The sequence below is a fragment of the Nocardioides sp. LHD-245 genome (assembly GCF_030929495.1).
In the GTDB taxonomy this organism is placed as follows: domain Bacteria; phylum Actinomycetota; class Actinomycetes; order Propionibacteriales; family Nocardioidaceae; genus Nocardioides.
The window spans coordinates 97,127-121,511 of record NZ_JAVFWN010000010.1; the positions used below are offsets into that span (position 1 = coordinate 97,127).

General features: G+C 73.5%; 23 protein-coding genes. 6 read left to right on the forward strand and 17 right to left on the reverse strand.

Annotated elements, in window-relative coordinates:
- Positions 1-30: 30 nt before the first annotated feature.
- The 7 genes from RB608_RS15445 to RB608_RS15475 all read right to left on the reverse strand — a co-directional run bounded on the left by RB608_RS15445 (position 31) and on the right by RB608_RS15475 (position 3,859).
- Entirely contained in the window at positions 31-291 is a 261-nt protein-coding gene (locus tag RB608_RS15445; RefSeq protein WP_308088920.1) for a hypothetical protein, read from the reverse strand.
- Between the two features lie 435 nt (positions 292-726).
- Positions 727-1,044: a type II toxin-antitoxin system RelE/ParE family toxin gene (locus tag RB608_RS15450; RefSeq protein WP_308088921.1), complete on the reverse strand. Its 318-nt coding sequence runs from the start codon at positions 1,042-1,044 to the stop codon at positions 727-729.
- A complete protein-coding gene (locus RB608_RS15455; protein ID WP_308088922.1) occupies positions 1,041-1,289 on the reverse strand; it encodes an addiction module protein in 249 nt (82 codons plus the stop codon). The genes RB608_RS15450 and RB608_RS15455 overlap by 4 nt, the downstream gene beginning before the upstream one ends.
- A 49-nt stretch (positions 1,290-1,338) precedes the next feature.
- Complete coding sequence (locus RB608_RS15460; RefSeq protein WP_308088923.1) at positions 1,339-1,911, reverse strand: hypothetical protein; 573 nt, start codon at positions 1,909-1,911, stop codon at positions 1,339-1,341.
- Between the two features lie 222 nt (positions 1,912-2,133).
- Positions 2,134-2,349, reverse strand: coding sequence for a hypothetical protein (locus RB608_RS15465; RefSeq protein WP_308088924.1), 216 nt, complete (start codon positions 2,347-2,349; stop codon positions 2,134-2,136).
- A 140-nt stretch (positions 2,350-2,489) separates the two neighbouring features.
- Positions 2,490-2,804, reverse strand: a complete 315-nt coding sequence (locus RB608_RS15470; RefSeq protein ID WP_308088925.1) for a hypothetical protein — start codon at positions 2,802-2,804, stop codon at positions 2,490-2,492.
- A gap of 110 nt (positions 2,805-2,914) precedes the next feature.
- Positions 2,915-3,859, reverse strand: coding sequence for a 1,4-dihydroxy-2-naphthoyl-CoA synthase (locus tag RB608_RS15475; RefSeq protein WP_308088926.1), 945 nt, complete (start codon positions 3,857-3,859; stop codon positions 2,915-2,917).
- Positions 3,860-3,914: 55 nt separating this feature from the next.
- On the opposite strand from RB608_RS15475, the gene RB608_RS15480 reads away from it, so the two are divergent.
- Positions 3,915-4,361 carry a nitroreductase family deazaflavin-dependent oxidoreductase gene (locus tag RB608_RS15480; RefSeq protein ID WP_308088927.1) on the forward strand — a complete coding sequence of 149 codons (447 nt, stop codon included), beginning with the start codon at positions 3,915-3,917 and terminating at the stop codon, positions 4,359-4,361.
- A gap of 72 nt (positions 4,362-4,433) precedes the next feature.
- On the opposite strand, the gene RB608_RS15485 is transcribed toward RB608_RS15480, so the two are convergent.
- From RB608_RS15485 to RB608_RS15520, 8 genes are all read right to left on the reverse strand, one after another.
- Positions 4,434-5,042, reverse strand: a complete 609-nt coding sequence (locus tag RB608_RS15485; RefSeq protein WP_308088928.1) for an ACT domain-containing protein — start codon at positions 5,040-5,042, stop codon at positions 4,434-4,436.
- A gap of 234 nt (positions 5,043-5,276) precedes the next feature.
- Positions 5,277-7,094 carry an exodeoxyribonuclease V subunit alpha gene (gene recD, locus RB608_RS15490; RefSeq protein ID WP_308088929.1) on the reverse strand — a complete coding sequence of 606 codons (1,818 nt, stop codon included), beginning with the start codon at positions 7,092-7,094 and terminating at the stop codon, positions 5,277-5,279.
- Positions 7,091-10,546, reverse strand: a complete 3,456-nt coding sequence (locus RB608_RS15495) for a UvrD-helicase domain-containing protein (protein ID WP_308088930.1) — start codon at positions 10,544-10,546, stop codon at positions 7,091-7,093. Before RB608_RS15495 ends, recD begins: the two co-directional genes overlap by 4 nt.
- Positions 10,543-13,986: an exodeoxyribonuclease V subunit gamma gene (gene recC, locus RB608_RS15500; protein WP_308088931.1), complete on the reverse strand. Its 3,444-nt coding sequence runs from the start codon at positions 13,984-13,986 to the stop codon at positions 10,543-10,545. The genes RB608_RS15495 and recC overlap by 4 nt, the downstream gene beginning before the upstream one ends.
- 48 nt (positions 13,987-14,034) lie before the next feature.
- Positions 14,035-14,697, reverse strand: a complete 663-nt coding sequence (locus RB608_RS15505; protein ID WP_308088932.1) for a PIN domain-containing protein — start codon at positions 14,695-14,697, stop codon at positions 14,035-14,037.
- Positions 14,698-14,731: 34 nt separating this feature from the next.
- Positions 14,732-15,919 (reverse strand): TetR/AcrR family transcriptional regulator, encoded by a 1,188-nt coding sequence (locus tag RB608_RS15510; RefSeq protein ID WP_308088933.1) that lies wholly within the window; start codon positions 15,917-15,919, stop codon positions 14,732-14,734.
- A 7-nt stretch (positions 15,920-15,926) separates the two neighbouring features.
- Positions 15,927-16,883, reverse strand: coding sequence for a patatin family protein (locus RB608_RS15515; RefSeq protein WP_308088934.1), 957 nt, complete (start codon positions 16,881-16,883; stop codon positions 15,927-15,929).
- Positions 16,880-17,464 carry a sugar O-acetyltransferase gene (locus RB608_RS15520; RefSeq protein WP_308088935.1) on the reverse strand — a complete coding sequence of 195 codons (585 nt, stop codon included), beginning with the start codon at positions 17,462-17,464 and terminating at the stop codon, positions 16,880-16,882. Before RB608_RS15520 ends, RB608_RS15515 begins: the two co-directional genes overlap by 4 nt.
- Positions 17,465-17,590: 126 nt before the next feature.
- Here RB608_RS15520 and RB608_RS15525 point away from each other — a divergent pair, with 126 nt between their 5' ends.
- From RB608_RS15525 to RB608_RS15545, 5 genes are all read left to right on the forward strand, one after another.
- The gene (locus RB608_RS15525) at positions 17,591-18,097 is read left to right on the forward strand and encodes a hypothetical protein (RefSeq protein WP_308088936.1); all 507 of its coding nucleotides are present in this window, start codon (positions 17,591-17,593) and stop codon (positions 18,095-18,097) included.
- Between the two features lie 100 nt (positions 18,098-18,197).
- Positions 18,198-20,246 (forward strand): ATP-binding protein, encoded by a 2,049-nt coding sequence (locus RB608_RS15530; protein WP_308088937.1) that lies wholly within the window; start codon positions 18,198-18,200, stop codon positions 20,244-20,246.
- A complete protein-coding gene (locus RB608_RS15535) occupies positions 20,243-20,911 on the forward strand; it encodes a response regulator transcription factor (RefSeq protein WP_308088938.1) in 669 nt (222 codons plus the stop codon). The genes RB608_RS15530 and RB608_RS15535 overlap by 4 nt, the downstream gene beginning before the upstream one ends.
- A gap of 140 nt (positions 20,912-21,051) precedes the next feature.
- Positions 21,052-21,759: a hypothetical protein gene (locus tag RB608_RS15540; protein WP_308088939.1), complete on the forward strand. Its 708-nt coding sequence runs from the start codon at positions 21,052-21,054 to the stop codon at positions 21,757-21,759.
- Entirely contained in the window at positions 21,756-23,258 is a 1,503-nt protein-coding gene (locus tag RB608_RS15545) for a hypothetical protein (protein ID WP_308088940.1), read from the forward strand. The genes RB608_RS15540 and RB608_RS15545 overlap by 4 nt, the downstream gene beginning before the upstream one ends.
- Before the next feature lie 49 nt (positions 23,259-23,307).
- On the opposite strand, the gene RB608_RS15550 is transcribed toward RB608_RS15545, so the two are convergent.
- Entirely contained in the window at positions 23,308-23,850 is a 543-nt protein-coding gene (locus RB608_RS15550) for a PGPGW domain-containing protein (protein ID WP_308088941.1), read from the reverse strand.
- The gene (locus tag RB608_RS15555; protein WP_308088942.1) at positions 23,847-24,338 is read right to left on the reverse strand and encodes a nuclear transport factor 2 family protein; all 492 of its coding nucleotides are present in this window, start codon (positions 24,336-24,338) and stop codon (positions 23,847-23,849) included. The genes RB608_RS15550 and RB608_RS15555 overlap by 4 nt, the downstream gene beginning before the upstream one ends.
- Between the last annotated feature and the right edge of the window lie 47 nt (positions 24,339-24,385).

Genomic DNA, 24,385 nt, shown 5'->3' on the forward strand with positions numbered 1-24,385 from the left:
CCGGCTCCGACGAGAGACGGACCGCTGACGTCACTCAGGCAAGCCGCCGAGCTCGTTGATCTCCTCAGCACTGAGGCCGGTCATCATGGCGACGGCGGACGCGTCAGTACCGTTCAGCTTTCCGAGGGCGGCCTTGACTCCGGCGTTGATCTCGTCGCGGTGCGCGTCGATGTACTCGCGCACGGCAGCGTCAACGATGTCCTTCTTCGAGCGGGACATGAAGTGAGCCGCGTGCGAGACGAGCTCGTCGGTCGCAGCGTCGACCTTGATGGGCGCAGTGGCGGTAGCCATGGCAGGAAAGCTCCTTGACTTGAGGTGCCGGATTGAACCTAGGTACCAAAGTACCCATCGGCACAAGTTGCGTCTACTTGAGATGACTCACAGCGAGAGTGACCACACGCGACCGAAGGTGGCGGGGGATGTCCCCGCTAAAGGGCGGGCCCGTCGACAGACCCAGGACCTCGACGATACGTGTCGGTCACTGCGAACGGCCGCCGATTTCCTGCGGACTCTTTGCGGACCAGACGCGGACCTCTCGGCTCTACACCCCGCCTGACCTGCACAAACCCGCCAGCTCAGTAGTACCAGGGGAAGCGCGGCACGCTCAGCGGGTGTTGGTGGTCATCGACGGCACTATGCAGTTGACCTGCGGAAACGTGATTGACGGGGTTGGTCGTCGACGCGGGCTCCGACGATTCTCCTGCCACGTTTTTGCCACGCATCGGGTCACTCGCTGACCCGCTCCCGCCAGTAGCCGGGTAGCCGCTTGTCGTGTGCGAACGCGACGACGACGAGCTCGGAAGGCTGGACGAGGTAGACGAGACGGAACGGGAAGCCGGCTACGCGCCGCGACCTGACCGAGGGGCTGCTTTCCCAGCCGGGCCAGATCGCTCCGGATTCCGGCCATCCGAGGACGGTGTCGACGACCTCGTCGGCGGCGGTCTCGAAACGGTCGCCGAGGCCAGCGCCGCGCGCCTCGTACCAAGTCACCTCGGCGCGAAGCTCAGCAACAGCCTCGGGGTGATAGCGGACGTCCAGCGTCACCGCTGCTGCCTCGCGGCACGGTCCGCCGCGAGCTGAGCCCTGACCTCGTTACGCGAAAGCATCTGCACACGACCGCTGGTGATGTCATCGACCCGAGACTTGATCTCTGCCGTCCAGGCCTCGTGGACCTCGGCCGAGTCGGCCGCGTCGTCAAGGCTGGCGAGCAGCGCATTGGCCACCTGCGCGCGCTGATCCACCGGGAGCGTCAACGCCAACTGCGTGATCTCATCGATTCCGGTGGTCATGCGCTGAGTCTACGTCGGGTTGGCGACAGCTCGCCGGGGTCAAACCCGTTCAACCTCTGCCGAGCTTCGCACGTCCCGTTCGGCCCAGCGCTTCAAGGTGCGCACGCAACGCACCGATGTACGCCCCGAACTCCTCGCTCTCGAGGTAGGCGACATAGCTACCGAGACATTGCTGAAGTCCTGGGTCTTCGCCGGTCTCCGCGAGCGCATGGCGGGCGAAGCCGAGAACGACCTCAACGTCCTCGTGCCAGGCGGCGACGCTTCGGGACGTCCACCGTTCCAGCCCGTCGAAGCGGTAGCAGGCGAAAACTTCCTCCGAGTCCGCGCTCATGACCGCGCCGAGCTCAGCCGCGTCGCGTGGCTGCCGGAAGACAAACTCGCGGTACCAGTGGTCGTAGGCGACGTTGTCGGGCGCGCTGAGCCTCCCGGTAGCGCAGGTGTCGCTGCTCACCGTCCATACGACGCCGGGGATCGTCAGGAAGGCTCGTTCATCCCAATCCGTCGGTGGTCGGTCGATCTTCTCCAGCAGCCAGCCACGCGCGGCAGGATGCGAATTTCGTAGGTCGGCACCGAGGGCAACAGCCCGCACCGTTGCCGAATCGGGGAAGTACGAGGTCGCCACCCCGACATCATGGCCGCTCCCGCCCGCGGAAGGCCGCCGCCCACAGAAAATCAAGAAAGGAGGTAGCGCAGTTCACCGTAGGTCGCCGCCATGGGATTCGGACTGGCGGCGCGTCGAGTGCGCAACGCGTCGACTCCCCTGGACCACCGATTCCACGCGTTCAAGTACTGCATCGAATACGAGTCACCCCTGGGCTACGACGGCACGTTTTCCCATCTCGAGTCAGCCACCGGGCTGCGACGCGGCGACCCTGACTTCCTTGAGGTCGCACTTGACCTCGTTGAAATGCAACGCCGTGCTCGCCAGGACGTCGGGGCCCGGTACGCCGCGGCCCGGCGGTCCCAGAAGCGCGCGGGCATGCGCGCGCCACATCCACACGCGGTCACGCCCTGGCACCCGCCCCGCTGGCACGGCGACGAGCGAGCCGGTGCGCGCCACGCCCTCTCCGCGTGGCTCCGCCGCAGAACGCCTGAGGACCTGCCGTCGATCCCGGAAGCGCCACGGCTGTCGAGGGTGCGCGGTTGGCAGCCAGCACCAGACAGCTTGATCTCGACTCTCGCTGTCTTCCACCTCGTGGATCACGAACTGCGCCTGAACTCGTCCACAAGAGCGGCCAGCAACTCGATGGCTCGCTGATCCTGATCCTCGCTGAGACTTCCGAAGGTCTCGCCCGTGACGGCTCTCCTGATAATCGCGTTCGCCGCCAAGCTATTTCGGTAGCCGCCCACCGGGAAGCGGTCGGTCGCGAGCCAGAGGCAGAAGCGCTCGAAGTTGCCGTCCCCCGCGCCCAGGGCGTATCCGTGCCAAAGCGTCAGGATGCCATCAATCCAGGGGCGTCCGACCCACATGCCGGGTCGACCCAAGGTCACCTTCACGAGCTCGTCCCACCGCACGACCTCAACCTACCGGCGAGAACGTCAGCACGACCTCGATCGCGATTCTTGCCACGCATCTGCCACGCACGAGGCCACAACAGGCCTCTGACCTGCGCAAACACTCCAGCTCAGTAGTACCAGGGGTACGGCGACCAGTCCGGCTCCCGCTTCTCGAGGAACTGGTTGCGGCCCTCTTGGGCCTCGTCGGTCATGTACGCGAGCCGGGTGGTCTCGCCGGCGAAGAGCTGCTGGCCGACGAGGCCGTCGTCGAGCAGGTTGAAGGAGTACTTGAGCATCCGCTGGGCGGTGGGGCTCTTGCCGTTGATCAGCCGACCCCACTCCAGGGCGGTGGCCTCGAGCTCGGCGTGGGGGACGGCGCGGTTGGCGGCGCCCATCCGGACGGCGTCCTCGGCGGAGTACTCCTGGCCGAGGAAGAAGATCTCGCGGGCGAACTTCTGCCCGACCTGCCGGGCGAGGTACGCCGACCCGTAACCGCCGTCGAAGGAGCCCACGTCGGCGTCGGTCTGCTTGAAGCGGGCGTGCTCGGTGGAGGCGAGAGCGAGGTCGCAGGTGACGAAGAGGCTGTGACCGCCGCCGGCGGCCCAGCCGGGGACGACGCAGATGACGACCTTGGGCATGAACCGGATCAGTCGCTGGCACTCGAGGATGTGGAGGCGGGCGAGCTTGGCCTTGTCGATCGGGCTGGGCTCCTCGGCGCCGGTGTCACCAGCGCCGGCGGACACGTCCTCGTACTGGTAGCCGGCCTTTCCGCGGATCCGCTGGTCGCCGCCGCTGCAGAAGGACCACTTGCCGTTCTTCGGGCTCGGGCCGTTGCCGGTCAGCAGCACGCAGCCGACGTCACCGGACATCCGGGCGTGCTCGAGGGTGCGCAGCAGCTCGTCGACGGTGTGCGGGCGGAAGGCGTTGAGCACGTCGGGGCGGTCGAAGGCGATCCGGACCGTGCCGTGCGCCTTCGCGCGGTGGTAGGTCAGGTCCGTCAGGTCCTCGAACCCGGGCACCGCGTCCCATTGGCTCGCGTCGAACGTCTCGCTCACACCCTCGATCGCACTCATGGGCCGAACGCTAACCGGTCTGGAATAGCGACCCGTCGCGTGGTCTTGTGGAGACATGACACTTCAAGGCGAGTACGAGCCGAGCAGCCAGCAGTGGGTCCGCGACCAGGTCGCGGCGTACGAGGCCTCCGGGGGACGCGAGGCGAACACGCTGCAGGGCGGCAAGGACCCGATCGTGGTGATCACGTCGGTCGGCGCGAAGTCCGGCAAGCTGCGCAAGAACCCGGTGATGCGGGTCGAGAAGGACGGTGTGTACGCCGCGATCGCGTCCAAGGGCGGTGCCCCGGACAACCCGAGCTGGTACGCCAACTTCGTGGCTCATCCGCTCGTCGACCTCCAGGACGGCCCGGAGCCGAGGGCCTACACGGTGCGGGTCGCCGAGGGCGAGGAGCGCCGCCAGTGGTGGGACCACGCCGTGGCGACCTGGCCGACCTACGCGTCGTACCAGACCAAGACCGACCGGCAGATCCCGGTGTTCCTGCTGGAGCCCGCCGACGCCTGACGAGTGACGCGCGCCGGGGCGTCGAGGACGCGCGGTCCCGGCGTGCGGCTCACCGATCGGCGGACGCGCACCTCACGACGTCGCGACGGTGACCGCGAGGCCGCACAGGTGACCGAGTCGCAGGATCTCGGAGTCGGCGAACTCCGGTCCGCCACGGCGGCCGATCACGACGATCTCGTTGCCGTCGAGACGCGCCGCGGCGAAGAGGGTGATCTCGTCGTCGGGGACCTCGAGCCGGGTCGGGGCCTCGATCTCGACGAAGTCCACCTCATCGGGCGCGGCGCTGGTGCCGTAGACGACACCCTTCGCCCGGTGCACCCGGGCGGCCCAATCGACCCGGAAGGTCGCCGGCAGCAGGTCGATCAGCTTGTCGAAGGCGTCGTCCGGGTTGGCGGTCAGCTCCTCGACCGCCTCCAGGTCCATCATCAGGTTGCCGCCGGCGGGGTAGCGACTGATCCAGAGCACCTCGACGTCGTCGAGCGTGTTGCACGCCGACACGACGGAGTCCGGCATCATCCCCTGGTCGATCTCGAGCAGGACGTCGTCGACCGCGGTGCCGTCGTCGCGCTTCTCGACGATCTCGATGGCCTCGATGTCACCCCCCGCCATACCGATGGCCGTCGCTACCCGACCCAGCGAACCGGGAACGTCGGGCAGCAGCACGCGCAACAGGTACGGCATGGTCTCGACACTAACCCGGTCGGGTTTCGGGGTGATTGCGGGCCCACGGGCTGGGCTCGGTGACTGGAGTGAGCTGGTGGCGGTTGAGTCGTCACATCTGACCCAGTGAATCGTCACTTCCGTCCGTCGCCGAGGCCACCGGATCCAGAAGTGACGACTCAACGGGTCAGACGTGACGACTCGACGGGTCAGAAGTGACGACTCAACGACCCACAACAGGGCTGCTCGACGAGCTCAGGGTGAGCTGGTGAGGCGGTGGCGCAGGCCGGTGGCGCGCTGCGCGGTCGTCGTCACGGCCGCGCGTACGGCGGCCTCCGAGCCGACCACGAGGAGGCTCGCGCGGGCGCGGGTGACGGCGGTGTAGAACAACTCGCGGCTGAGGAGTCGGGAGCCCTCCTCGGGCAGCAGGACGGCGATCCGGGTGGCCTGGCTGCCCTGGCTCTTGTGGATCGTCATCGCGTGCATGGTCTCGATCGCGTCGAGCCGGGCCGGCGCGAACGGACGAGGGGCTCCGGCGCCCGCGATCCAGGCGCGGGGCCGGCCCGCGGGGTCGGTGACGACGACACCGGTCTCGCCGTTGTAGACGTCGAGGGCGTAGTCGTTGCTGGTGACCAGGAGCGGGCGCCCGGCGTACCAGGCCGAGCCGAGCGGTGCGCCGAGCTCGGCGGCGAGCCACTGCTCGACATGGCGGTTCCAGACCCGGACGCCGTAGGGACCGTCGCGGTGGGCGCAGAGCAGCCGGAAGCTCTCGATCTCGGCGAGCGCCGCCTCGGGACCGGCGTCGAGGGCAGCCGCACGGACCCGCCGCGCCGCCGCGGTGCACTCGGCCTGCAACGCGGCGACCGGGTCGTCGGTCTCGACCCAGACGACCTCACCGGTGCCGGACCGGAGGACCTCGATCACCCGGTCGGCGGTCTCGTCGAGGTCGGGCGAGTCGTCGCGCAGGGCCTCGGCGAGGTCCTTGATCTCCTCGGTGGAGCGGTGGTTCTCGGTCAGGGCGACGACCGGGGAGTCGGCGTGGGCGGCGAAGCCGGCGACCAGGTCGGAGAGCACCGCGCCGGCACCGACGGAGGTCAGCTGGCGCGGGTCGCCGACGAGCACCAGCCGGCTGTCGGTCCGGACCGCCTCGAGCAGCCGGGCCATCATCGTCAGGTCGACCATGGACGCCTCGTCGACAACGACCAGGTCGTACTTGAGCCGGTTGCCGCGGTCGTGGCGGAACCGGGTGGCGTTGTCGGGGCGCCAGCCGAGCAGCCGGTGGAGCGTCATCGCCTGCGGCGCCGCGATCTGGTGGTCGGCGTCGCCGAGCGCCCCCAGGGCGCCCAGCTCCGCCGTCACCGCCTCCTGCAGCCGCGTCGCCGCCTTGCCGGTCGGCGCGGCCAGCGCGATCGACATCCGCCGCTCGTGGGCGACCGCGAACTGGTCGGCCAGCGCCAGCACGAGGCGCGCGACGGTGGTGGTCTTGCCCGTGCCCGGCCCCCCGGTGAGCACGGTGGTGCGGTGCCGGGCGGCATGCTCGACGGCCGCGGCCTGCTCGGCGCTGAGGTGCTCACCGCTGACCCGCTGCAGGGTCGCGGCGAGGACACCCTCGTCGACCGCCGCCGCGCCACGCGACCCGAGCCGGGCGGCGAGGTCGGCGGCGACCTGCCGCTCGAGCCGGTGATAGCGGTCGAGGTAGACCAGGTCGTGCTCGACGTGGAGGACCTCGGCCGCGACCAGGGCGGACGCCTCGATCGCGGCCACCCAGGCGGCGTGCTCCGGCCACGCCGGGACCCTCGGGACCGTCGGGTCGGGCAGGTCGGGCAGGTCGGGCAGGTCCGGCAGCGCGGCGAGGTCGAGGCCCACCGACCCGCCACGCACGGAGCGGACGGCGAGGGCCGCCGCGAGCAGCACCCGCTCGTCGTCCTCGCCGGCCAGGGCGGCGACCCGCTCGGCCACCCGGACGTCGGCGGCGTCGACCACGCCCGCGGCGTTGAAGGCCCCGAGCAGACCCTGGGCGCCGCGGGCGAGGCGCGGATCGTGGTCGGAGGTCGGCTCGAACAACTCGGTCATCGCGCACCTCCCGGAGGGCCGGCGGGGCCGGCGGGGCCGGCGGGGCCGGCGGGGCCGTCGAGCAGGTCGGACAGCGCGACGACCAGCGCGACCGGCGGTCGCCAGGTGAAGATGCCGCACGGCTCGCCGCCGACGCGCGGCGTCTCGGGACCGCACATGCCGCGCAGATAGAGGTACGCGACGCCGCCGAAGTGCCGCGCCGGGTCGTAGCCGGGCTGACGCCAGCGCAGGAAGCGATGCAGGACGACGGCGTACAGCAGCGCCTGGAGCGGGTAGTCGGAGTGCTCCATCGCGTCGTCGAGCGCCGCCGGCCGGTAGGCGCCCGCGGTGAGCGGCTCGTCGGTGGGGCCGAGCCAGTTGGTCTTGTAGTCGATGACGACATACCGCGGGTCGCCGCCACCGGACCGCAGCCGGAGCACGACGTCGATCGACCCGGTGAGATAGCCGCGCAGCACCTGGCCGCCGAGCAGCGGATGGGCGAGCGCGTCGGCGTACGCGCGGACCGGGTCGTCCTCGGGCAGGTGGGCGCGCAGCAGGCCCGCGATGTCGCCGAGCAGGACCTCGTCGCGCTCGCTCGCCGCGCTCCCCCGTGCCTCGTCGGCGGCATGGGAGCCGTCCCCCGGGTGGTCGCCTCCGGCGAGCGGCAGCTCGAAGTCGAGTTCGGCGAGTCGGTCGGTGGTGCCGACCCGGCGCAGGGTCGTGTCGTCCATCAGCGGGCCGAGCGGGGTGTCGAGCACGGCGACGAGGGCGTCGGCCAGCTCCTCGGGGTCCAGTGGGACCGGCCACCAGGTCAGCTGCTCCGTGATGTGGCCGAGCAGCTCGGCGCGCAGGTCGGAGACCGTGGGATCGGTGTGCTCCAGCACGGCGTGGACGAGGGAGCCGAAGGTCGCGCCCACCGGGAGTCCCGCCATCGGGGAGGGTACGGCGAGCGCGGGGTCGCCGGGTGCGCCCCCGAGCACCGCGATCTCGTCCTCGTCGTCCTTGAGGTCCACCTCCGGCTCGCTGCCGACGCCGGGCGGCGGCGTACCGAGGTCGACCTGGCTCAGCGCGGAGTACGACGTGCGCCGCCACCCGGTGTCGATGGTGCGGGTGAAGTCGCGCGCGACGAGCGCGGCCGGCGGGTCGGCCGGCACCACGGGCAGCACCGCCGGCGGGTCGGCGACCTCGGGGAGGAACGCCCCCCGGTCACGCCAGGACGCGAACAGTGCCGTGGCGGCGTCCTCGTCGGGCACGGGCGGCCCGACGGGGACTTCGCCTCGCAGACCCCGGCCGTCGGCGGCGGGCTGCCGCATCAGCAGCCGGTGCAGCGGCGAGGCCTCGGCGTTGCGGGTCGGCGCCCACCAGGCGACGACCTGGCTCTGCGCGCGGGTGAGGGCGACGTAGAGCAACCGCAGCCACTCGCCGTTCTCCTCGTCGGCCCAGCGGCGCACGTGGTCGCCCCAGGCGGGACCGGAGCCGCCGACGTCGAGGCAGCGCCGGCCGTCGGCGTCGTGGAACAGCGGCTTGTCGGGCTTGCCGACCCAGCGGTCGGCAAGCGAGGGCAGGTAGACCACGGGGTACTGCAGGCCCTTGCTGGCGTGGATCGTCACCAGCTGCACGGCGGCGGCGTCGGAGTCGAGGCGGCGGGTGCGCTCGGCGCCCCGGCCCTCGCGTGCCTCGAGCACCTGCTGACGCAGCCAGGCCAGCAGGGCGACCGCACCCATCTGGTCGCGCAGCGCGGCCTCGTGGAGGACCTCGCCGATGTGGCGGACGTCGGTGAGCGTGCGTTCGCCGCCGACCTGCCCGAGGAGCCGCTCGGGCAGGCCCGCGGACGTCGCGGCCTCGACCACCGCGGCGACGCCGCGCCGGCCCAGCGCCTCGGACCACGACCGCAGCCGGTCACCGAGATCGTCGCTCAGCTCGTCGCCGCCGGCGTCGAGGGCCGCGGCGTCGTACCCGAGGAAGCAGGTGAGGGCCGCGGCCCGCACCCGGGCGGTGCGATGCGGCTGCTCCAGCGCCTCCAGCAGCGACAGCCACTCGACGGCCGCCGGGGTCGCGAAGACACTGCCGCCACCGGCGATCACGGCCGCGACACCGACGTCCTGCAACGCGGCCCGGGCGGCCGCGAGGTCGGCGTGGCGGTAGCAGATGACGGCGACGTCGTTGGGCCGCAGCGGCCGGCCGTCGAAGGTGGCGTCACTGGCGATGAGCGCACGGATGTCGTGGGCGAGATCGCGGGCGACATGGGCCCGGACCTTCGCGATCGGCAGGGCGGTGGTGCCGCGCTTGCGGAAGGTCTCGCGGCGCACGACCCGCATCCGGAACGGCGCCGGCCGTGGCGCCCCCTCCAGCCGGGGCCACTGGTGGTGGGCCCGCACCTCGTGGACCACGATCCGGGGGTCGCCGAGCTCAGCACCGCCGAGGAGGCGGCCGAGCCCGTCGATCAGCCCCGCGTCGCTGCGCCGGTTGACGGCCAGGGTCTGCCGGGTGGTCGCGGTGTCGGCGGCCGTGAGGTACGTCGCCACGTCGCCGCCGCGGAAGGCGTAGATCGCCTGCTTCGGGTCGCCGATGAGCACCATCGTCGCGTGGCCGGAGAAGGCACGGTCGAAGACGGTCCACTGCACCGGGTCGGTGTCCTGGAACTCGTCGACCAGCACGATCCGCCAGCGCGCCCGCATCCGCGCCCGGGCGGGCGAGTCGGCCGGCCGGAGCGCGTCGGCGAGCTGGCGGAGCAGGTCGTCGTAGGACAGCACGCCGAGGCGGCGCTTGCGCCGGTCGAGCTCGGCTCGGACCGCCGCGGCGAAGGCGACCTTGCGCCCGGCCGGATCGTCGCGCGGCAGGTCGGCGGGCTCGAGCGCGGCCTGCGGATCGCCCACCACGGTGCGCGCGACGGCGAGGGCCTCGGTGTGCGAGAAGGCGGGTCGGGTGCCGTCGGGCAGCCGGGCGAAGGCCCGGAGGTAGAGGTCGTCGACGACCTCGACCAGCAGGTCGTCGAGGTTCTCGACGAGCCGGGCCCGGGCGTCGGTGTCGCCGGCGACACCGAGCGAGTCGAGCACCAGCGAGCAGAACTGGTGGATGGTGGCGATGGTGGCGGCATCGAAGTCGGCCAGCGCCTGGGCCACCCGGCGGTGCCGGACCCGCAGCTCGGCGGGCGGGCAGTCGAGGATCTGCGCGATCACCTCGGTCCGGGGCTCGGCCGGGGCGCCGGCGAGTGCCCGCTCGGCCTCGACCAGCTGGTGCCGGACCTGCTCACGCAGCTCCTGGCTGGCCGCCCGGCCGAAGGTGACCACGAGCAGCTGCTCGAGCGGCACCCCCTCCTCGGCGACGTACCGGGTCACGAGCGCGCCGATCGTCCAGGTCTTGCCGGTGCCGGCGCTGGCCTCGAGGAGCGTGGTCCCCGTCGGGAGCGGCCCCCGGATGTCGAAGGGGCCCATGCCCTCCGGCGCGGGTGGGGTCCGTCGTGGGGTGGTCACAGCGGGCCCACCTTCTCGGCGCCGGCGAGGAGCGGCTCCCACAACGTCCACGCGTACGACGCCAGGCCGGCGTCGATCAGCACCGAGACGGGGGCGGCGTGCCCCCAGACCCGGCGGTGCACCGGGTCGTCGTCCTCGCCGGTGATCCCCCAGGCGTTGAACGGGTCGGTCGTCCAGGCGGCGGCCGCGGCGTCGACCGGGTCGATGTCCATGCCACGCAGCTCCTTGGCCCGGGCCTCGGCCCAGGCATGGGCGGTGCGGAGCGGGAGCGGAAGGGGACGGGTGGCGCCCTCGTCGTACAGGGCGACGACGGCGGCGAGCCACTCGGCGGCCCGATGGTCGAGCGGCCCGGCGAGCGCCCGCTGGGGACCGCCCTTGGCGCGGGCGACGGCGTGGCTGGTCCAGTTCTCGTCGGGGTGGCTGACGCTGAGGGCGACGACCTGGAGCCAGCCCGCGATCCGCTGCCGGGGACCGGGCCGGGAGTAGGTGACGTCGACGACCTGGCTGCCGTGGACCCGCGGCACGGTGCCGGTGAGCCGGCGGCCACCGCCGAGGTCGACGTCGACGTCGACGCTGCGGGCCGGCGCCGCGCGCAGCGGGGCGCTCTCGCGCAGGAGCGCCTGGCAGTCGCGGACGACATCGGCGAGCGTGCCGTAGCCGAGCCCGAACGGCGGCAGCGAGCCGCGCAGCTGCTCGGCGAGCATGACCGCCTCGCCGGTGCCGGCCGCATCGTCGGAGGAGAGGACGGCCCGCAGCAGCCGGTCGCCGATGCCCCATTTCTCGAGGTTGTCGAGGTCGACCGGGATCGCGTCGGCGACCTCGCCGGGCTCGAACGGCGTGGCGACGTCGAGCCGCCCGCGCAGGAAGGACCGGGCCGGGCGCAGCACGAAGTCGACGAGGTCGGCGAGCGACACGTCCTGGGCCGGCCGCGCCGGCAGGGGGCCGTCGAGGAAGGGCGGTGCCGGTGACCGCTCGCGCACCGAGGCGCGGGCGCCGGCGAGCGACGCCCGGTCGAAGCTGAACGGACCGGGGCCCACGATCTCGCCGGGGAGGTGGTTGCGCGGGTCGAACGCCTGCAGCGGGTGACGGACGAGGACCTGGGGGCGCACCGGCGCCGCGGCCGTGCGGTCGAGCGTGTCGAGCAGCTCGCCGAGGGGGACGGCGGGCGGTCGCTCCTGCCCGGTGTGCTCGGCCGCTCCGGTGTAGGTGACGACGAGCCGCTCCCCCGCCGCGAGGATCGCGTCCAGCAGGAGCTGGCGGTCCTCGCCGCGCAGATCGCGCTCGCCCACCCGGGGTCGCCGGCCGAGGACGTCGTCGCCGTGGACGCCCGTGGCGCGGGGGAAGACGCCGTCGTCGAGACCGACCAGGCACACGACCCGGTGCGGCACCGACCGCATCGGAACCATGGTGCTGACGGTCAGCATGCCGGTGCGGAAGTTGCCCCGGGTGGGGCGGCCGGCCAGCCGCCCCCGCAGCAGCGCCCGGACGTCGGCGAGGCGCAGCGGCACGCCTGGGTGGTCAGCAGCCCCGTCGGCGCTGTCGGCGCTGTCGGCGCTGTCGGGGCTGTCGGCGCCGACGCGGGCCCGGGCGAGCTCGCGCTCGAACTGCGGCAGCTGCCAGGCCTCCTCCTCGTCGACCTCGCACAGGTCGCGCACGCCGTCGGCGATCGCGGAGAACCACTGCTCGGCGGCGCTGGCCCGGTCGAGCGCGGTCAGACACGCGCCGAGCCGGGCCACGGCCTCGCTGAGCCGGCCGACGAGCTCGATCTCGCCGCTGGCGATGTCGTCGACGGGCAGCCCGCGCCCGACATGGCGGTGCTCGTCGTCGGTCATCGCGACGCCCAGCAGCAACCGGTCGAGCCCGGCGCGCCAGGTGTTGTGCTCGAACCCCTCCATGGCGTACGCCGCGCGCTGGGTGGCGTCGATCCCCCACCGGATGCCGGCTTCGGCCACCCAGCGGGTCAGCCGCGCGAGGTCGTCGTCGGTGAACCCGAACCGTCGACGGCACACCGGTCGCGCCAGCAGGTCGAGGACCTCGGACGCGGTCGCGCGGCCGCCGGCAAGCTCGACCAGCTCGACGGCGACCGCCAGCAGCGGGTTGGTGCTGCTGGTCGCGCGGTCGGCGAGCCGGACCCGGAGTCGATGGGCCGGATGCAGGTCCGCTCCCCCGGGCCCGCGCGGGTCGGCGTGGTCGCCGATCAGGTCGCCCAGCCCGAAGCCGGCCGAGATCAGCGGCGCGTAGGTCTCGACGTCGGGACACATCACGACGATGTCGCGCGGCTCGAGCGTCGGATCGTCCTCGAGCAGACCGACGAGCAGCTCGCGCAGCACCTCGACCTGCCGGGCCGGACCGTGGCACGCGTGCACCTCCACCGACCGGTCACCCGCCCGCAGCACCCGGCCGGACCGGATCTCCTCGGACGGCACGGCGTTGGCCCGCAGATCGTCCTGGAGCCAGCCGAGCAGGTCGTCGGGCGCGACCGGGTCGGGCGCCGCGCCCGCGTCGGCCGCCTCTCCCGCGCGCACCCGCGCACCCAGCACCGTCGCCAGCTCGCGGGCGTCGCGGCCGAGCGAGGCGAGGAGGGGATGCTGGGCGAGCTCGGCCGACGGCGCCCGGTCGCGCGGGCCGACCTCGACACCCGCGGCGGCGACCGCGTCCCACAGCTCCGCCGACGGCTGGGCCAGCCAGAGATGGACGTCGCGGTGCGCCGCCAGCGCCACGAGCAGGTCGATCTCGGTCTCCGGAAGCCGGGTGTGACCGAACAGCGAGAGCCGGTCGGGCAGGTCGAGGCCCGCCACCTCCCCGGACCGCAGCGCCGCGCAGACCCGGTCGTGCCGCACGTCGGGCGGCTCGGCGACACCGGCCGCGGCCATCCGGTCGAGCAGCCGCCGCCACAGCTCGGCCTCCCAGGTGAGGTCCGCGGCCAGCGGCTCGCCGGCGCCGTCGGTGTCGCGCCCCGCGCGCCAGTCGCGGACCAGCGCGGGCCGCTGCACGGCGTACGACGCGAACAGCTCCGCGAGCCGCCGGGCGACCGACCAGCGCCGGCTGCGGCGCAGCTCGCCCGCCTCGCCGTCGAGTGCGTGCCCGAGGTGGGTCGCGAGGGTCGCGCACCACGGCTCGCCGAGGGAGTCGTCGATGGTCGCCAGCAGCGGCCACACCAGCCGCTCTGGGTGCCACGGGTCGTCGCGGTCACGGCCGAGCAGCAGGCCGACCAGCGACGCGGGCTGCAGGAAGCGCACCCCCGCGCACACGCCGTCGCCGCCGCGGGCGCCCGTGCCGAGGCGGTGCGAGAGCCGCTGGGTGAGCCAGCGCTCGACGCCCTTCGCCGGCACCACGACGACCTCGCTGGCGAAGGGGTCGGCGAGCGGCACCGCCAGCAGCCGGCCGAGCTCGTCGGCGAGCAGGTCGGTCCGCGCGGCGCGGTGCAGGTGGAGGGTCATCGGGGCCGACGTTAGTAGTGGGGTCCGATCGTTCGGTGAGAGGACCGGTCAGTCGTGGCGCGTCGGCTCGTCCAGTAGCGGATCGTGGACCCGGAACCCGAGCCCTGCCGCGACCGCCCGCAGGCTCTGGTCGTGCGTGACGACGACGGTGTCCGCGCCGCAGGCGATCGCAGACGCCAGGTGCACCGCGTCAAGGGTCTTGACGTGGTCGGCGATCGCCTCGGCCCCGGTCAGGATCCCCTCCGTGAGGAGGACTGTCGCGACGTGGTCGAGGACCGCATCTCGCTCCAGGACGGCGATCCCCTCTCTGCCGAGCACTCGGGTGGGCTCGCTGCGGAGGATGCGCGAGGAGACCACCAGGTCACCGGGGTCGGCCGTGACCGTGTCGAACCACTTCTCCGCGGCCGGGGTGCCCAACAGGGCATGGACGGCGATGGACGTGTCGAGGTCGTACCTCGTCACCAGTCGGACTCCATGGCATCGAGCAGCTCCTCGACCGATCGGGCGGTCCGCAGCCGACGACGCGGCCGCCCGGCCAGGCGCGAAACCGGCCCGCGCCTGCGGAGGGAGCAGTTCCGCGTCGGCCAGCGGAGGCACGAGCCGCGCCACCTCGCGCCGATGACGGGTCACGACATAGGTCTCGCCGGACTCGACGTCCCGCAACGCCGTCGTCGGGTTCTGCCGGAGCTCGGCGACGGTGATCGACTTCATGGGAGCGCTCTACAAGGGCCTTGTCTACCTCAATCTATCTTCTGCGATCCGCCGACGGAGTCCCCAGCACCGCCCGGCCGATGCGCACGAGCGCCGCCCGCTGGTCGGCCTCGGCGAGGGGCAGTCGCAGCCGCATTCGATTCATGACCGTCTGCGTCGAGCGCACCAGCGCGTGCGTGTCGGACCGGGTGAGCTCGGGGCGGCAGGCGGCGAGCAGCGCGGCCCACTCGTCGACGTAGTCCTGCTGCATCCGCCGGATCGGCGCCCGCTCCTCCTGGGGGACGTGCACGACCTCCGAGAACAGGGCCGCCAGCGCGTCCCCCTGCGCCACGTTGATCCGCACCAGCGAGCCGAGCGCCCGGTCCAGCGCCTCGGCAGGATCGCCGGTGGCCGACAGGATGCCGGCCAGGTCGAAGTGCATCGCGTCGAGGCACCGGGTGGTGACGTGGGCGAGGAGCGCGGACTTCCGCGGGAAGTGGTGGTAGAGCGTCGGCCCGGAGATCCCGGCCGCCGCGCCGATGTCGTCCATGCCCACCGCGTGGAAGCCGCGCTCGGCGAAGAGGCGGACCGCGGCCGCGAGCGCCGCCTCCCGCCGCGACGCCGGCCGCAGTCCACCGGCCGGTGTCCCCGGCTGCGCCGCGGCGGCTCCGGGCGGCACGAGGCGGCCCAGGCCGGCGACCGCGGCCGCCGCGTCGGCCATCAGCCGCCGCGCCCGGTCCCGGTCGACCCGGGCGCGCTCGAAGGCCCGGCCGGTGCCGAGCACCGCGTGCACCGCCCAGGTGAGGACGTCGGCGTCGGCGTCACTCGTGTCCGGGGCCTGCGCCAGGACGGCGCGGCGCAGTGGCTCCAGCGCCGCCCGATGGCGCTGCCCCAGCTCCGCCGCACGGGCCGGATCGAGGAAGACCTGGCCGCCCTGCCACACGCTGCCGGGCCGGTCCGCGCGCAGCAGCAGCCCGGCCGCGTCGTCGAGCAGGCAGGGCAGGTCCCCCGCGGCGCCGTAGGCGCGCTCGAGGAACGCGACCTCCTGCTCGGCGGCGGCCGCCAGGAGACCGGACTTGCCGCTGAAGTGGCGGTAGATCGCCGACGCCGACACGCCCACCTCGGCGGCGATGTCGGCCACCGCGACGTCGTGGAAGCCCGCGCGCTCGAACTGCCGGGCGGCCGCAGCGACGATCTGCTGCTTGCGGTCCCGCGGCCGGCGCTGGGAGACGACGTCGCTCACGACGGCGTCAGTCCGGGACCCGGTCGAGGAAGGCGCTCATCGCCAGCCGCCCCCGCTCGATCGCGTCGTCGATGACGCCGAGGTCGCCGCTCAACCGGGTCACGTCGGGCGATCCGAGCGGGGGCCGCACCTCCACGAGCGTCGGTACGTCGGCGGCCGTGCCCGCGGCCAGCCGGGCGTCGTCCTCGGCGTAGGTCCGGTGCCGCCCGACGTGGGCGACGCCCGCCGCCCGCCCGTGGCGCAGGAAGTACGGCGCCAGGAGGGTCCGCTCGACCCGGGACGGCGGCACCGCCCGCTGGTCGGTGCGGCGGGTGCGCAGGACGAGCACGTGGGTCGCGCCCTGCGCGAGCGCGGTCCGGAAGGGCACGCCCTCGGAGAGTCCCCCGTCGACGTACGTCCGCCCGCCGATCCGCACCGGGCGGCCGGCGAGCAGCGGGATGCAGGAGCTCGCGCGCAGCGCGGTCTGGGCGCCGAGCCGGTCGGTGACGTACGGCGCCAGGTCGGCCGCCTTCCCGGTCGCGGCGTCGGTCGCGATCGGGTGGAAGCCGATCGGGTTGGCCAGGATCGCGTCGAAGTCCATCGGCGTGACCCGCTCGTAGACGTGGTGGACCAGGCGGCCGAGATCGACGACCGGCCCGCCCCGCAGCAGCCGCCGCGGGTCGGTCACCTTCGCGGCGGCGACCTCGGGCCAGGCCCAGCTGCGGATCCAGCGCTGCGCCTCGCCGCTCAGCAGCCAGGCGCCGTTGAGGGCGCCGCCCGAGGTGCCGTAGACGTCGTCGAAGGCGCCGGTCAGGCCGGTCTCGTCGAGCGCCAGCACCATCCCGGCGGAGTACGCGGCGCGGCTGCCGCCGCCCTCGATCGCCAGCGCGATCCGGTGGCCGTCGGTGCGCTGCCCGGGTCGGCTGCCCGTGCGCAGCCGGTCCCGGAGGGCGGCGAGCAGGGACACGCTCGTGGAGCGGCTCATGCCGGCAGCTCGCGCACCACCCGGGCCGGGTTGCCGACCGCCAGCACGCCGGCGGGCAGGTCGCGCGTGACGACCGACCCCGCTCCGACGACGGTGTCGGCGCCGATGCTCACGCCCGGGCACACGATCACGCCACCACCCAACCAGACGTTGTCGCCGATCACGATCGGCAAGGCGTTCTCCCACTTGTCGCGCCGCAGCCCGGCCTCCAGCGGATGCAGCGGCGTGAGCAGCTGGACGTTCGGCCCGATCTGCACGTCGTCGCCGATGGTGATGGGAGCGACGTCGAGGGCGACCAGGCCGAAGTTCACGAACGCCCGCGCACCGATGCGCAGCTGCCGGCCGTAGTCGACGTGCAGGGGCGGGCGGATCGCCGTCGCCTCGCCGATCGCGCCGAGGAGATCGCCCAGGATCTCCGTACGACGCCCGCGCTCGCGGACGCCGGTCGCGTTGTAGGCCTCGGTCAGCTCCTGCGCGCGGATGTAGGCCTCGATCAGCTCGGGGTCGTCGGCGAGGTAGAGGTCGCCGTCATCCATCCGCTCGCGCATGGTGCGGCCGTCGGTCTCGGTCGGTCCGGTCATGTCCCCAGCCTGCCCGACGGCCCGAGCGTTCGGGGACCACGGCCTCTCGCCGCCGGGTCGTCCTCGCCGGGAGGCTCTCTGCCTGCCGTCCGCGAGCGACGCGGACCGACCCGAACGAGGAGAGCCATGTCCATCACCCTTGCCCGCCCGGTCGCGGCCGCCGCCGCGGCCCTCGCCGTCCTCGCGCTCACGGCGTGCGGCAGCGACGACGCGGCCGGTGGCGGGGCCGCCGACGACGAGATCAGCGAGGCGGCCGACGACCTCGCCGACGCCCAGACGGACTCGGGCGTGCCCGAGGAGTGCGACGCGGCGTTCCCCATGGCGTGGGGCGAGCCGGACCTGGCCGACGCGGCGCTGCCTGCCGGCTGGCCGGAGCCGCCCGCCGGCGCGGTGCTGTGCGCCGTGTCCGGCGGCGACGGCAGCGTGCAGACCGTCGACTACGCCACCGACCAGGAAGCGGCCGCGGTGCTCGACCACTACGAGGACGCGCTCGCCGGTGCCGAGGGGTACGACGTGACCCGGGAGGAGCCGCCCGGCCTCGGCCACGAGATGGTCAGCGGGCGCGCCGGCGACGCGGGCTTCCAGGTGGACCCGCGCGACGGCGGGTTCCGGCTCGCGTTCGACGGATCCTGAGGACCGGGCGGCAGGACCGGGCGGCAGGACCGGGCGGCCCGGACGAACGAGGACTGCGGACCTTGCCCGCCGGGCCGCCGGATCCAGCACAATGCGGCCCATGGACGAGCGCGTCGGGTGCCGGCCCGACGAGGTCGGGCGGCGTCGCCGCGCGCTGGGGATCGTCGCCCTGTCCTGGGGTCTCGCCCTCGCCGCGGGCACGATGACGCTGGCGGCGGGTGGACCGTTCGGCGAGGTCCCGTGGCACGCCGAGCGGAGCTACTTCGCGCTCTACGTCCTCGTCGCCCTCACCACCGGGCCCACCTCGGCCATGATCGTGCGGCGCGGCCACCACCCGGCCGGCCCGCTCACCGCCTTCATCGGAATCGGCTTCGCCGCCTCGGCCGCCGCGCTGGGGTGGAGCTTCCTCACCTGGACCCACCCGGGCCTCCCCGGCGCCGGGCTCGCCGTGCAGGCGTCCGGCTGGCTCGCCGCACCCGGTGGGTTCCTGGCCATCACCGTGCTGCCGTGGCTCCTGCGGCCGGACCGGCTGACCCCGGTCCGGCGGGCGCTGGCAGCGACCGGCGTCCTCGCCAGTGTGCTCATCACCCTGCTCACGGCGATCAGCCAGCAGCCGGGCGCACCCCCCAACCCGCTCTCGCTCGACGGCACCGCCGCAGGGACGGCCGCGATGCACCTGGCGTGGCCGTGCGTGGGAGTCGCCGGGGTCGTCGGCCTGCTCGCGGTCGCGGACGTCGTCCGGCAGTGGCGGGGACAGCCTCGCGACGGTGCGCGGGCGTACGGCGTCCTGGTGGCGGCTGTGGCACTGATGTTCGCCGGCATGGCCGTGCTCCAGCTCTGGCCGCCCGGTTGGGGCCGGGCCTCCGTCCAGCCGCTCGGGGTGCCGATCCTCGCCGTCGCCCAGGTGCTGCTGTGCCTGTCCGTGGTCGTGGTCGTGCTGCGCACCTGGGACCGCGGCGCCGACGTCGTCGTACCCCGGCTCGTCGTGTGGGCCCTGCTGTCGTCCGTGGTCGCGCTCCTCTACGTCGGGTCGGTCGGCCTCGCCATCCGGCTGCTCCCGGTCAGCGACGACACCGCCCGCACCCTGGTCGTCGCCGGCCTGGCCCTGGTGATCCACCCGCTGCGCCAGGGGTTGCAGGACCGGGTGGACCGGCTCGTGCACGGGGGCGCCGCGGACCCGGTCCGGCTGCTGACCCAGCTCGGGCGGCAGGTGCGGGGCGAGAGCCGGCACGACGTGCTGCCGGCGCTGGTCGAGAGCGTCCGCGACGGACTGCGGCTGGGCCGGGTGACGGTGGTGTCGGCCTCGGATCCCCTGATCGAGGTGAGCAGCGGAACCGACCGCCCCCAGGCCCCGGCCGAGCACCGGGCGACCGTCCGGCTCGTGGTGGACGACCGTCACGTCGGGGACCTGACCGCGCTGGCGGCACCCGGGCAACGTCTCGACGGGCGCACCCGGCGCGTGCTCCGGTCGCTGTCCGACGTCCTCGCGCTCAGTCTCGACCTCGTCCAGTCCCAGCTGCGGCTGCAGGCCGCCTCCGAACGCCTCGGCGAGGTACGGCACGAGGAGCGCCGGATGCTGCGCCGCGAGCTGCACGACAGCCTGGGCCCGGCCATCGCCGGTGTCGGCCTCGGCCTGGCGGCCGCGCAGCGCCGGCTGCGTCACGACCCACCGGGCGCGTCCGCGCTGCTGGACGAGATGCGCGGCGAGCTGACCCGGCGCACCGAGGACATCCGGATGCTGGCCCGCTCGCTCCTGCCGGCCCAGCTCGACGACGGCGACCTCGCCGCCGCGCTCGACGTACTCGCCGAGCGGTTCCGCGGTGCGGGCCTCGAGGTCCGGACGTACGTCGACCCGGCCGCGGTGCTCGACACCCGCCACCAGATCGCGGTCTACCACGTCGCGACGGAGGCGTTGATGAACGCCTACCGGCACGCCCGGGCCGAGACGGTCGAGCTCGCCGTGAGCGCACCGGCCGGCGGGGGCGTCGTACTCGACGTCGTCGACGACGGCTGCGGGCTCGGCGACGCTCCCCGCGTCGGGGTCGGTCTGACATCGATGCGCGAGCGCGCCGACGAGCTCGACGGCAGCGTCGTGGTGGAGTCTCGCCCGGAGGCCCCCGGAACCCGCGTGAGGATGGTGCTGCCATGAGCCCGGTCGACCCCGCTCAGATCCGGATCGTCGTCGTCGACGACCACCCGGTCTTCCGGATCGGGATGTCGTCGCTGCTCGAGGAGACCGGGTTCGACGTCGTCGGCCAGGCCGCCACCGAGGAGGAGGCGGTCACCGTGGTGGACGCGACCGCACCCGACGTCGTCCTCATGGACCTCGACCTGGCCGGCGGGTCGGGCGCGAGCGCGACCCGCGAGATCCTGCGCCGCCGCCCCGGGACGGGCGTCTTGGTGATCACCATGTTCGGCGACGACGAGGCGCTCTTCGGGGCCCTGCGCGCCGGGGCCCGCGGCTACCTGGTCAAGGGCGCGGAGCCCGAGGAGATCGAGGGCGCCGTCCGGGCGATCGCCGGCGGCGCCGTCATGCTCGGCCCCCAGGTCGCGGGCCGTGCCGTGGACTTCCTGACCGGCGCGCGCAGCGCCCGCGCCGGCGTGTTCGCCGAGCTCACCGACCGGGAGCGCGAGGTGCTGGAGCTGGTGGCTCGCGGGCACGACAACGCCTCCATCGCCCGGGTGCTGGTGCTGACCACGAAGACGGTGCGCAACTACGTGTACGCGATCTTCACCAAGCTCGACGTGACCGACCGGGCCGCCCTGGTCGTCAAGGCCCGGGAGGCCGGTATCGGCGTGAGCCGGCCCGAGTAGAGCGGCCCGGGTAGAGCGGCCCGGCCGACTGAGGACGCCTGCACCTGCCGTCCGGGCCATCGGCCGCACGAGGGTGACGGGACCGCCGTAGAGCACGGCGGACGGCGCCGACGCGCCGCTCCCGAAAGAGCTGAACCTCCATGTCACTCGCCACCGATCCACGGGAGGCACCCGGGCCCGTGGACTCCTCCCGCTTCCACGCCTGGCCGCTGTGGATGAGCGCCGCCGGCCTGCTCGGCATGGTCGGCACCCTGTTCACCGACCAGCGTCCCGCCGGGGAGCAGCGGTCCTCGGACTACACCGTCTCCGTGGCGGACATGCCCGACCTCGAGCACCTGCCGTTCCGCATCGGCGGCTTCGGCGGCTTCCTCTGCGTGGCTGCGCTCCTGGTCTTCGCGGCCGTCTGGCGGCGCCGGGTCAGCCAACGCTACGACTGGTCCGTCGGCGCCTCCGTCGTGTCCTTCGGCGCCGTCGCCGCGGCCGGCACGCTGACCCTGGCCTACGGCTGGAAGGGCGCGCTCGGCAACTACCTGCACGGCGCCATCGAGGAGGGCACGTACGACGACGCCGGCCTCTACACCTACTACGTGATGAACGACTTCAGCCCGTTCATCGCCGCGCTCCCCCTCGCCGTCGCGCTCGGCGGCATCGCCTGGATGGGCCTGCGCGAGGGCCTGGTCACCCGCGGTCCCGCCGTCCTGGCCGGCCTGGTCTGCCTGCTCGCGTTCGGCGCGGTCGCCGCGACCGGCGTACCGGGCCTGCCCTTCATCGCCCTGCCCGGCTTCGTACTCGTCGGCGCCTGGCTCTCGCTGAGCCGTAGCCGCATCACCCAGGAGGAACTGTCATGAGAAGGTCCCGCATCCTCGGCGCACTGACCGCCGCCGCACTGCTCGTCGCCAGCCCCGCGGCGGCCCAGCCGATGGACCCCGAGGATCCGGGGGACCCGGGTCCGGTGCCCGGTGCGATCGACCGGACGCCGCCGACGATCAACATCGACTACCCGACGGGCGGCGTCGACGGCTGGTTCCCCGGGCCGCGCACCGTGCCGGTCCTCGTCGTCGACCAGGGCACCGGCGGCGGCGCCAGCTCCGGCGTGGGCCAGGTCAGCTACACGATGACCGGCGCCACCGAGCACGAAGAGATGTTCGAGGGTCACCGCGGCAGCATCCCGGTGAGCAACGAGGGCTCGACCCAGATCGACATCGTCGCCACCGACAACAACGGCAACCGCGCGGATGCCCGGATCTGGGTCGGCATCGACCGGGTGGCGCCGACCATCACGTTCGCGCCCCACCTGGCGCACGGCGCCGAGTACGCGCTGGGCCAGCGGGTCCTCAGCGGATTCAGCTGCTGGGACGGACACTCCGGGGTGGCGACCTGCAACGGGAGCGTCCCCCCGGGCACGCCACTGAACACCGCCACCCCTGGCACGCGCACGCTCGTCGTCACGACCACCGACCCGGTGGGCAACGCGCGACAGGCGACGCTGACGTACCACGTCCGGAGGGGCACCTTCACCGTCCAGCAGCCGCCCACGGTCTCGGGGACACCTCGCGTGGGCGAGACGTTGACCGCGACGCCGGCGACCTTCGCCCCGGGGCCGACGACGGTCGAGCACCGTTGGTACCGCAACGGCGCCGAGCTCACCGGCTTCGACGAGGCGACCTACACCGTACGGCCACAGGATGCGGGCAGCGCGATCCACTACGCGTCCATCCCGGTCCTCGAGCACCACGACGGCGTCCCGGCCACGTCGAGCCCGGTCACGATCCTCAAGTCCCTCCAGGCCGACGGACCTGTCCGGATCACGGGTGAGGCGCGGGTCGGCGGCGTCCTCACGGCCGTCGTGCCCGGCCTGAGCGAGGTGCTGGTCGAGACCCTGCTCCCGCGGGCCGCGACCGATCAGCTCGCCTACCAGTGGCTGCGCGACGGCCAGCCGATCGCCGGCGCCACCGGGACGTCGTACCGTCCCGGGGCGGCGGACGCCGGCCGGTCGATCGGCGTGCGGCTGACCGTGCAGCGACCGCAGTTCGAGCCGCTGACCCTGCAGAGCGCCGGCACCGCCCCCGTGGCCCGGGCCGCCGCGCAGGTCAGCGCCAAGGCCAAGCCGAAGGCCCGGGGCAAGGTGAAGGTCAAGGTCGCCGTCACCGCTCCGGTCCTGGCCGACGGCTCCATCGTCGTCCGGCGGGGGAAGAAGGTCGTCGGTCAGGCAGTGCTGCGCGACGGCCGGGCGACCGTCGTGCTGAAGAAGCGCCTGCCGCGCGGCAAGGTCACGCTCCAGGTCGGCTACGGCGGCTCGGCAGCGCTCGACGCCGCGAGCGTGACCGTCAGGACGAAGGTCCGCTGACGGTCACGGGCGGGGTGGCGCCGGCCGGCGCCACCCCGCTCCGGCATCCCTAGCGCTCGTCGTCGTCGCGGTGCCGGCGCTCCTCGACCCGGTCGCGCATCCGCCCTCGCTGCTCGTGGGCCTCGTCGTCGGCCTCGTCGATCTTGCTCTCCAGGGCAGCGACCGCCTCCGGCTTGCCGTGGAAACGCCGGTAGGAGTAGACGATCAGGGCCAGCGCGATGACGCAGGACAGCAACAGCGTGATCCCGGTCCACACGCCGCCGGGGAGCCACCAGCGCTCCGCGATCGGCCACCAGTCCGGGCTGTCCGGGTCGACCAGCCACAGCACGCCGAAGGCGCCGATGCCGAGCGCGCCGACGGTGGACATGATCACCCGTGGCCAGGTCTCGACCCCCTCGGCTGCGGCCCGCAGCGCCCGCAGCATCACCGGGTCGAGGAGCCGCTCGGCCCAGGTGTACTGCTGCGACAGCACCGCCAGGCCGGCCGCCATCAGCAGCAGCCCGGGGCCGGGCAGCACCAGGGCGGCGACGCCCGCGAGCAGCAGCACCCAGCCAAGGATCTCCAGCAGGATCCGCTTCGCCGCGCCGGTCACCGGCCGCCGCCGAACTTGTCGAGCCAGGTCAGCACGTCCGCGTCCGCGTTGCCGTGATCGGCCGCGATCCGCGCCCACCGCTGCGCCATCGCGTGGAAGCGGAGCGGGTTGTAGACGTCCTCCTCGCGCGAGAAGAGCCCGTCGCCGGCGTACGTCATGATCGTGATGTTGGGCTCGCTCAGCATCGTGCCGTCACCGGGATCGGGCATCGGGTTGAGCACCTCGCAGACCAGCCGGCCCTGCTCGGCGTCGACGACCTGCCAGGAGATCGGGAACCCCGGCATCATCCGGCCGGGGTACGCCGTCATCGTGCGCACGGCCCAGTCCCGGATCTCGTCACGGCCGGTGAAGGTGCCCATCGCGTGCTCGACGTAGACGGCGTCGGGGGTGAACAGGTCGGCGTACCCGGACCAGTCGCCGGTCGCGACGAAGCCGGCGACCTTCTCGTGGAAGGCGGCGTAGGCCTCGGTGATCTCGGCGGCGCTCATGTCGCCGATCCAATCAGAGGGTGGCAAGCCGCACTACGCTTCGGGCC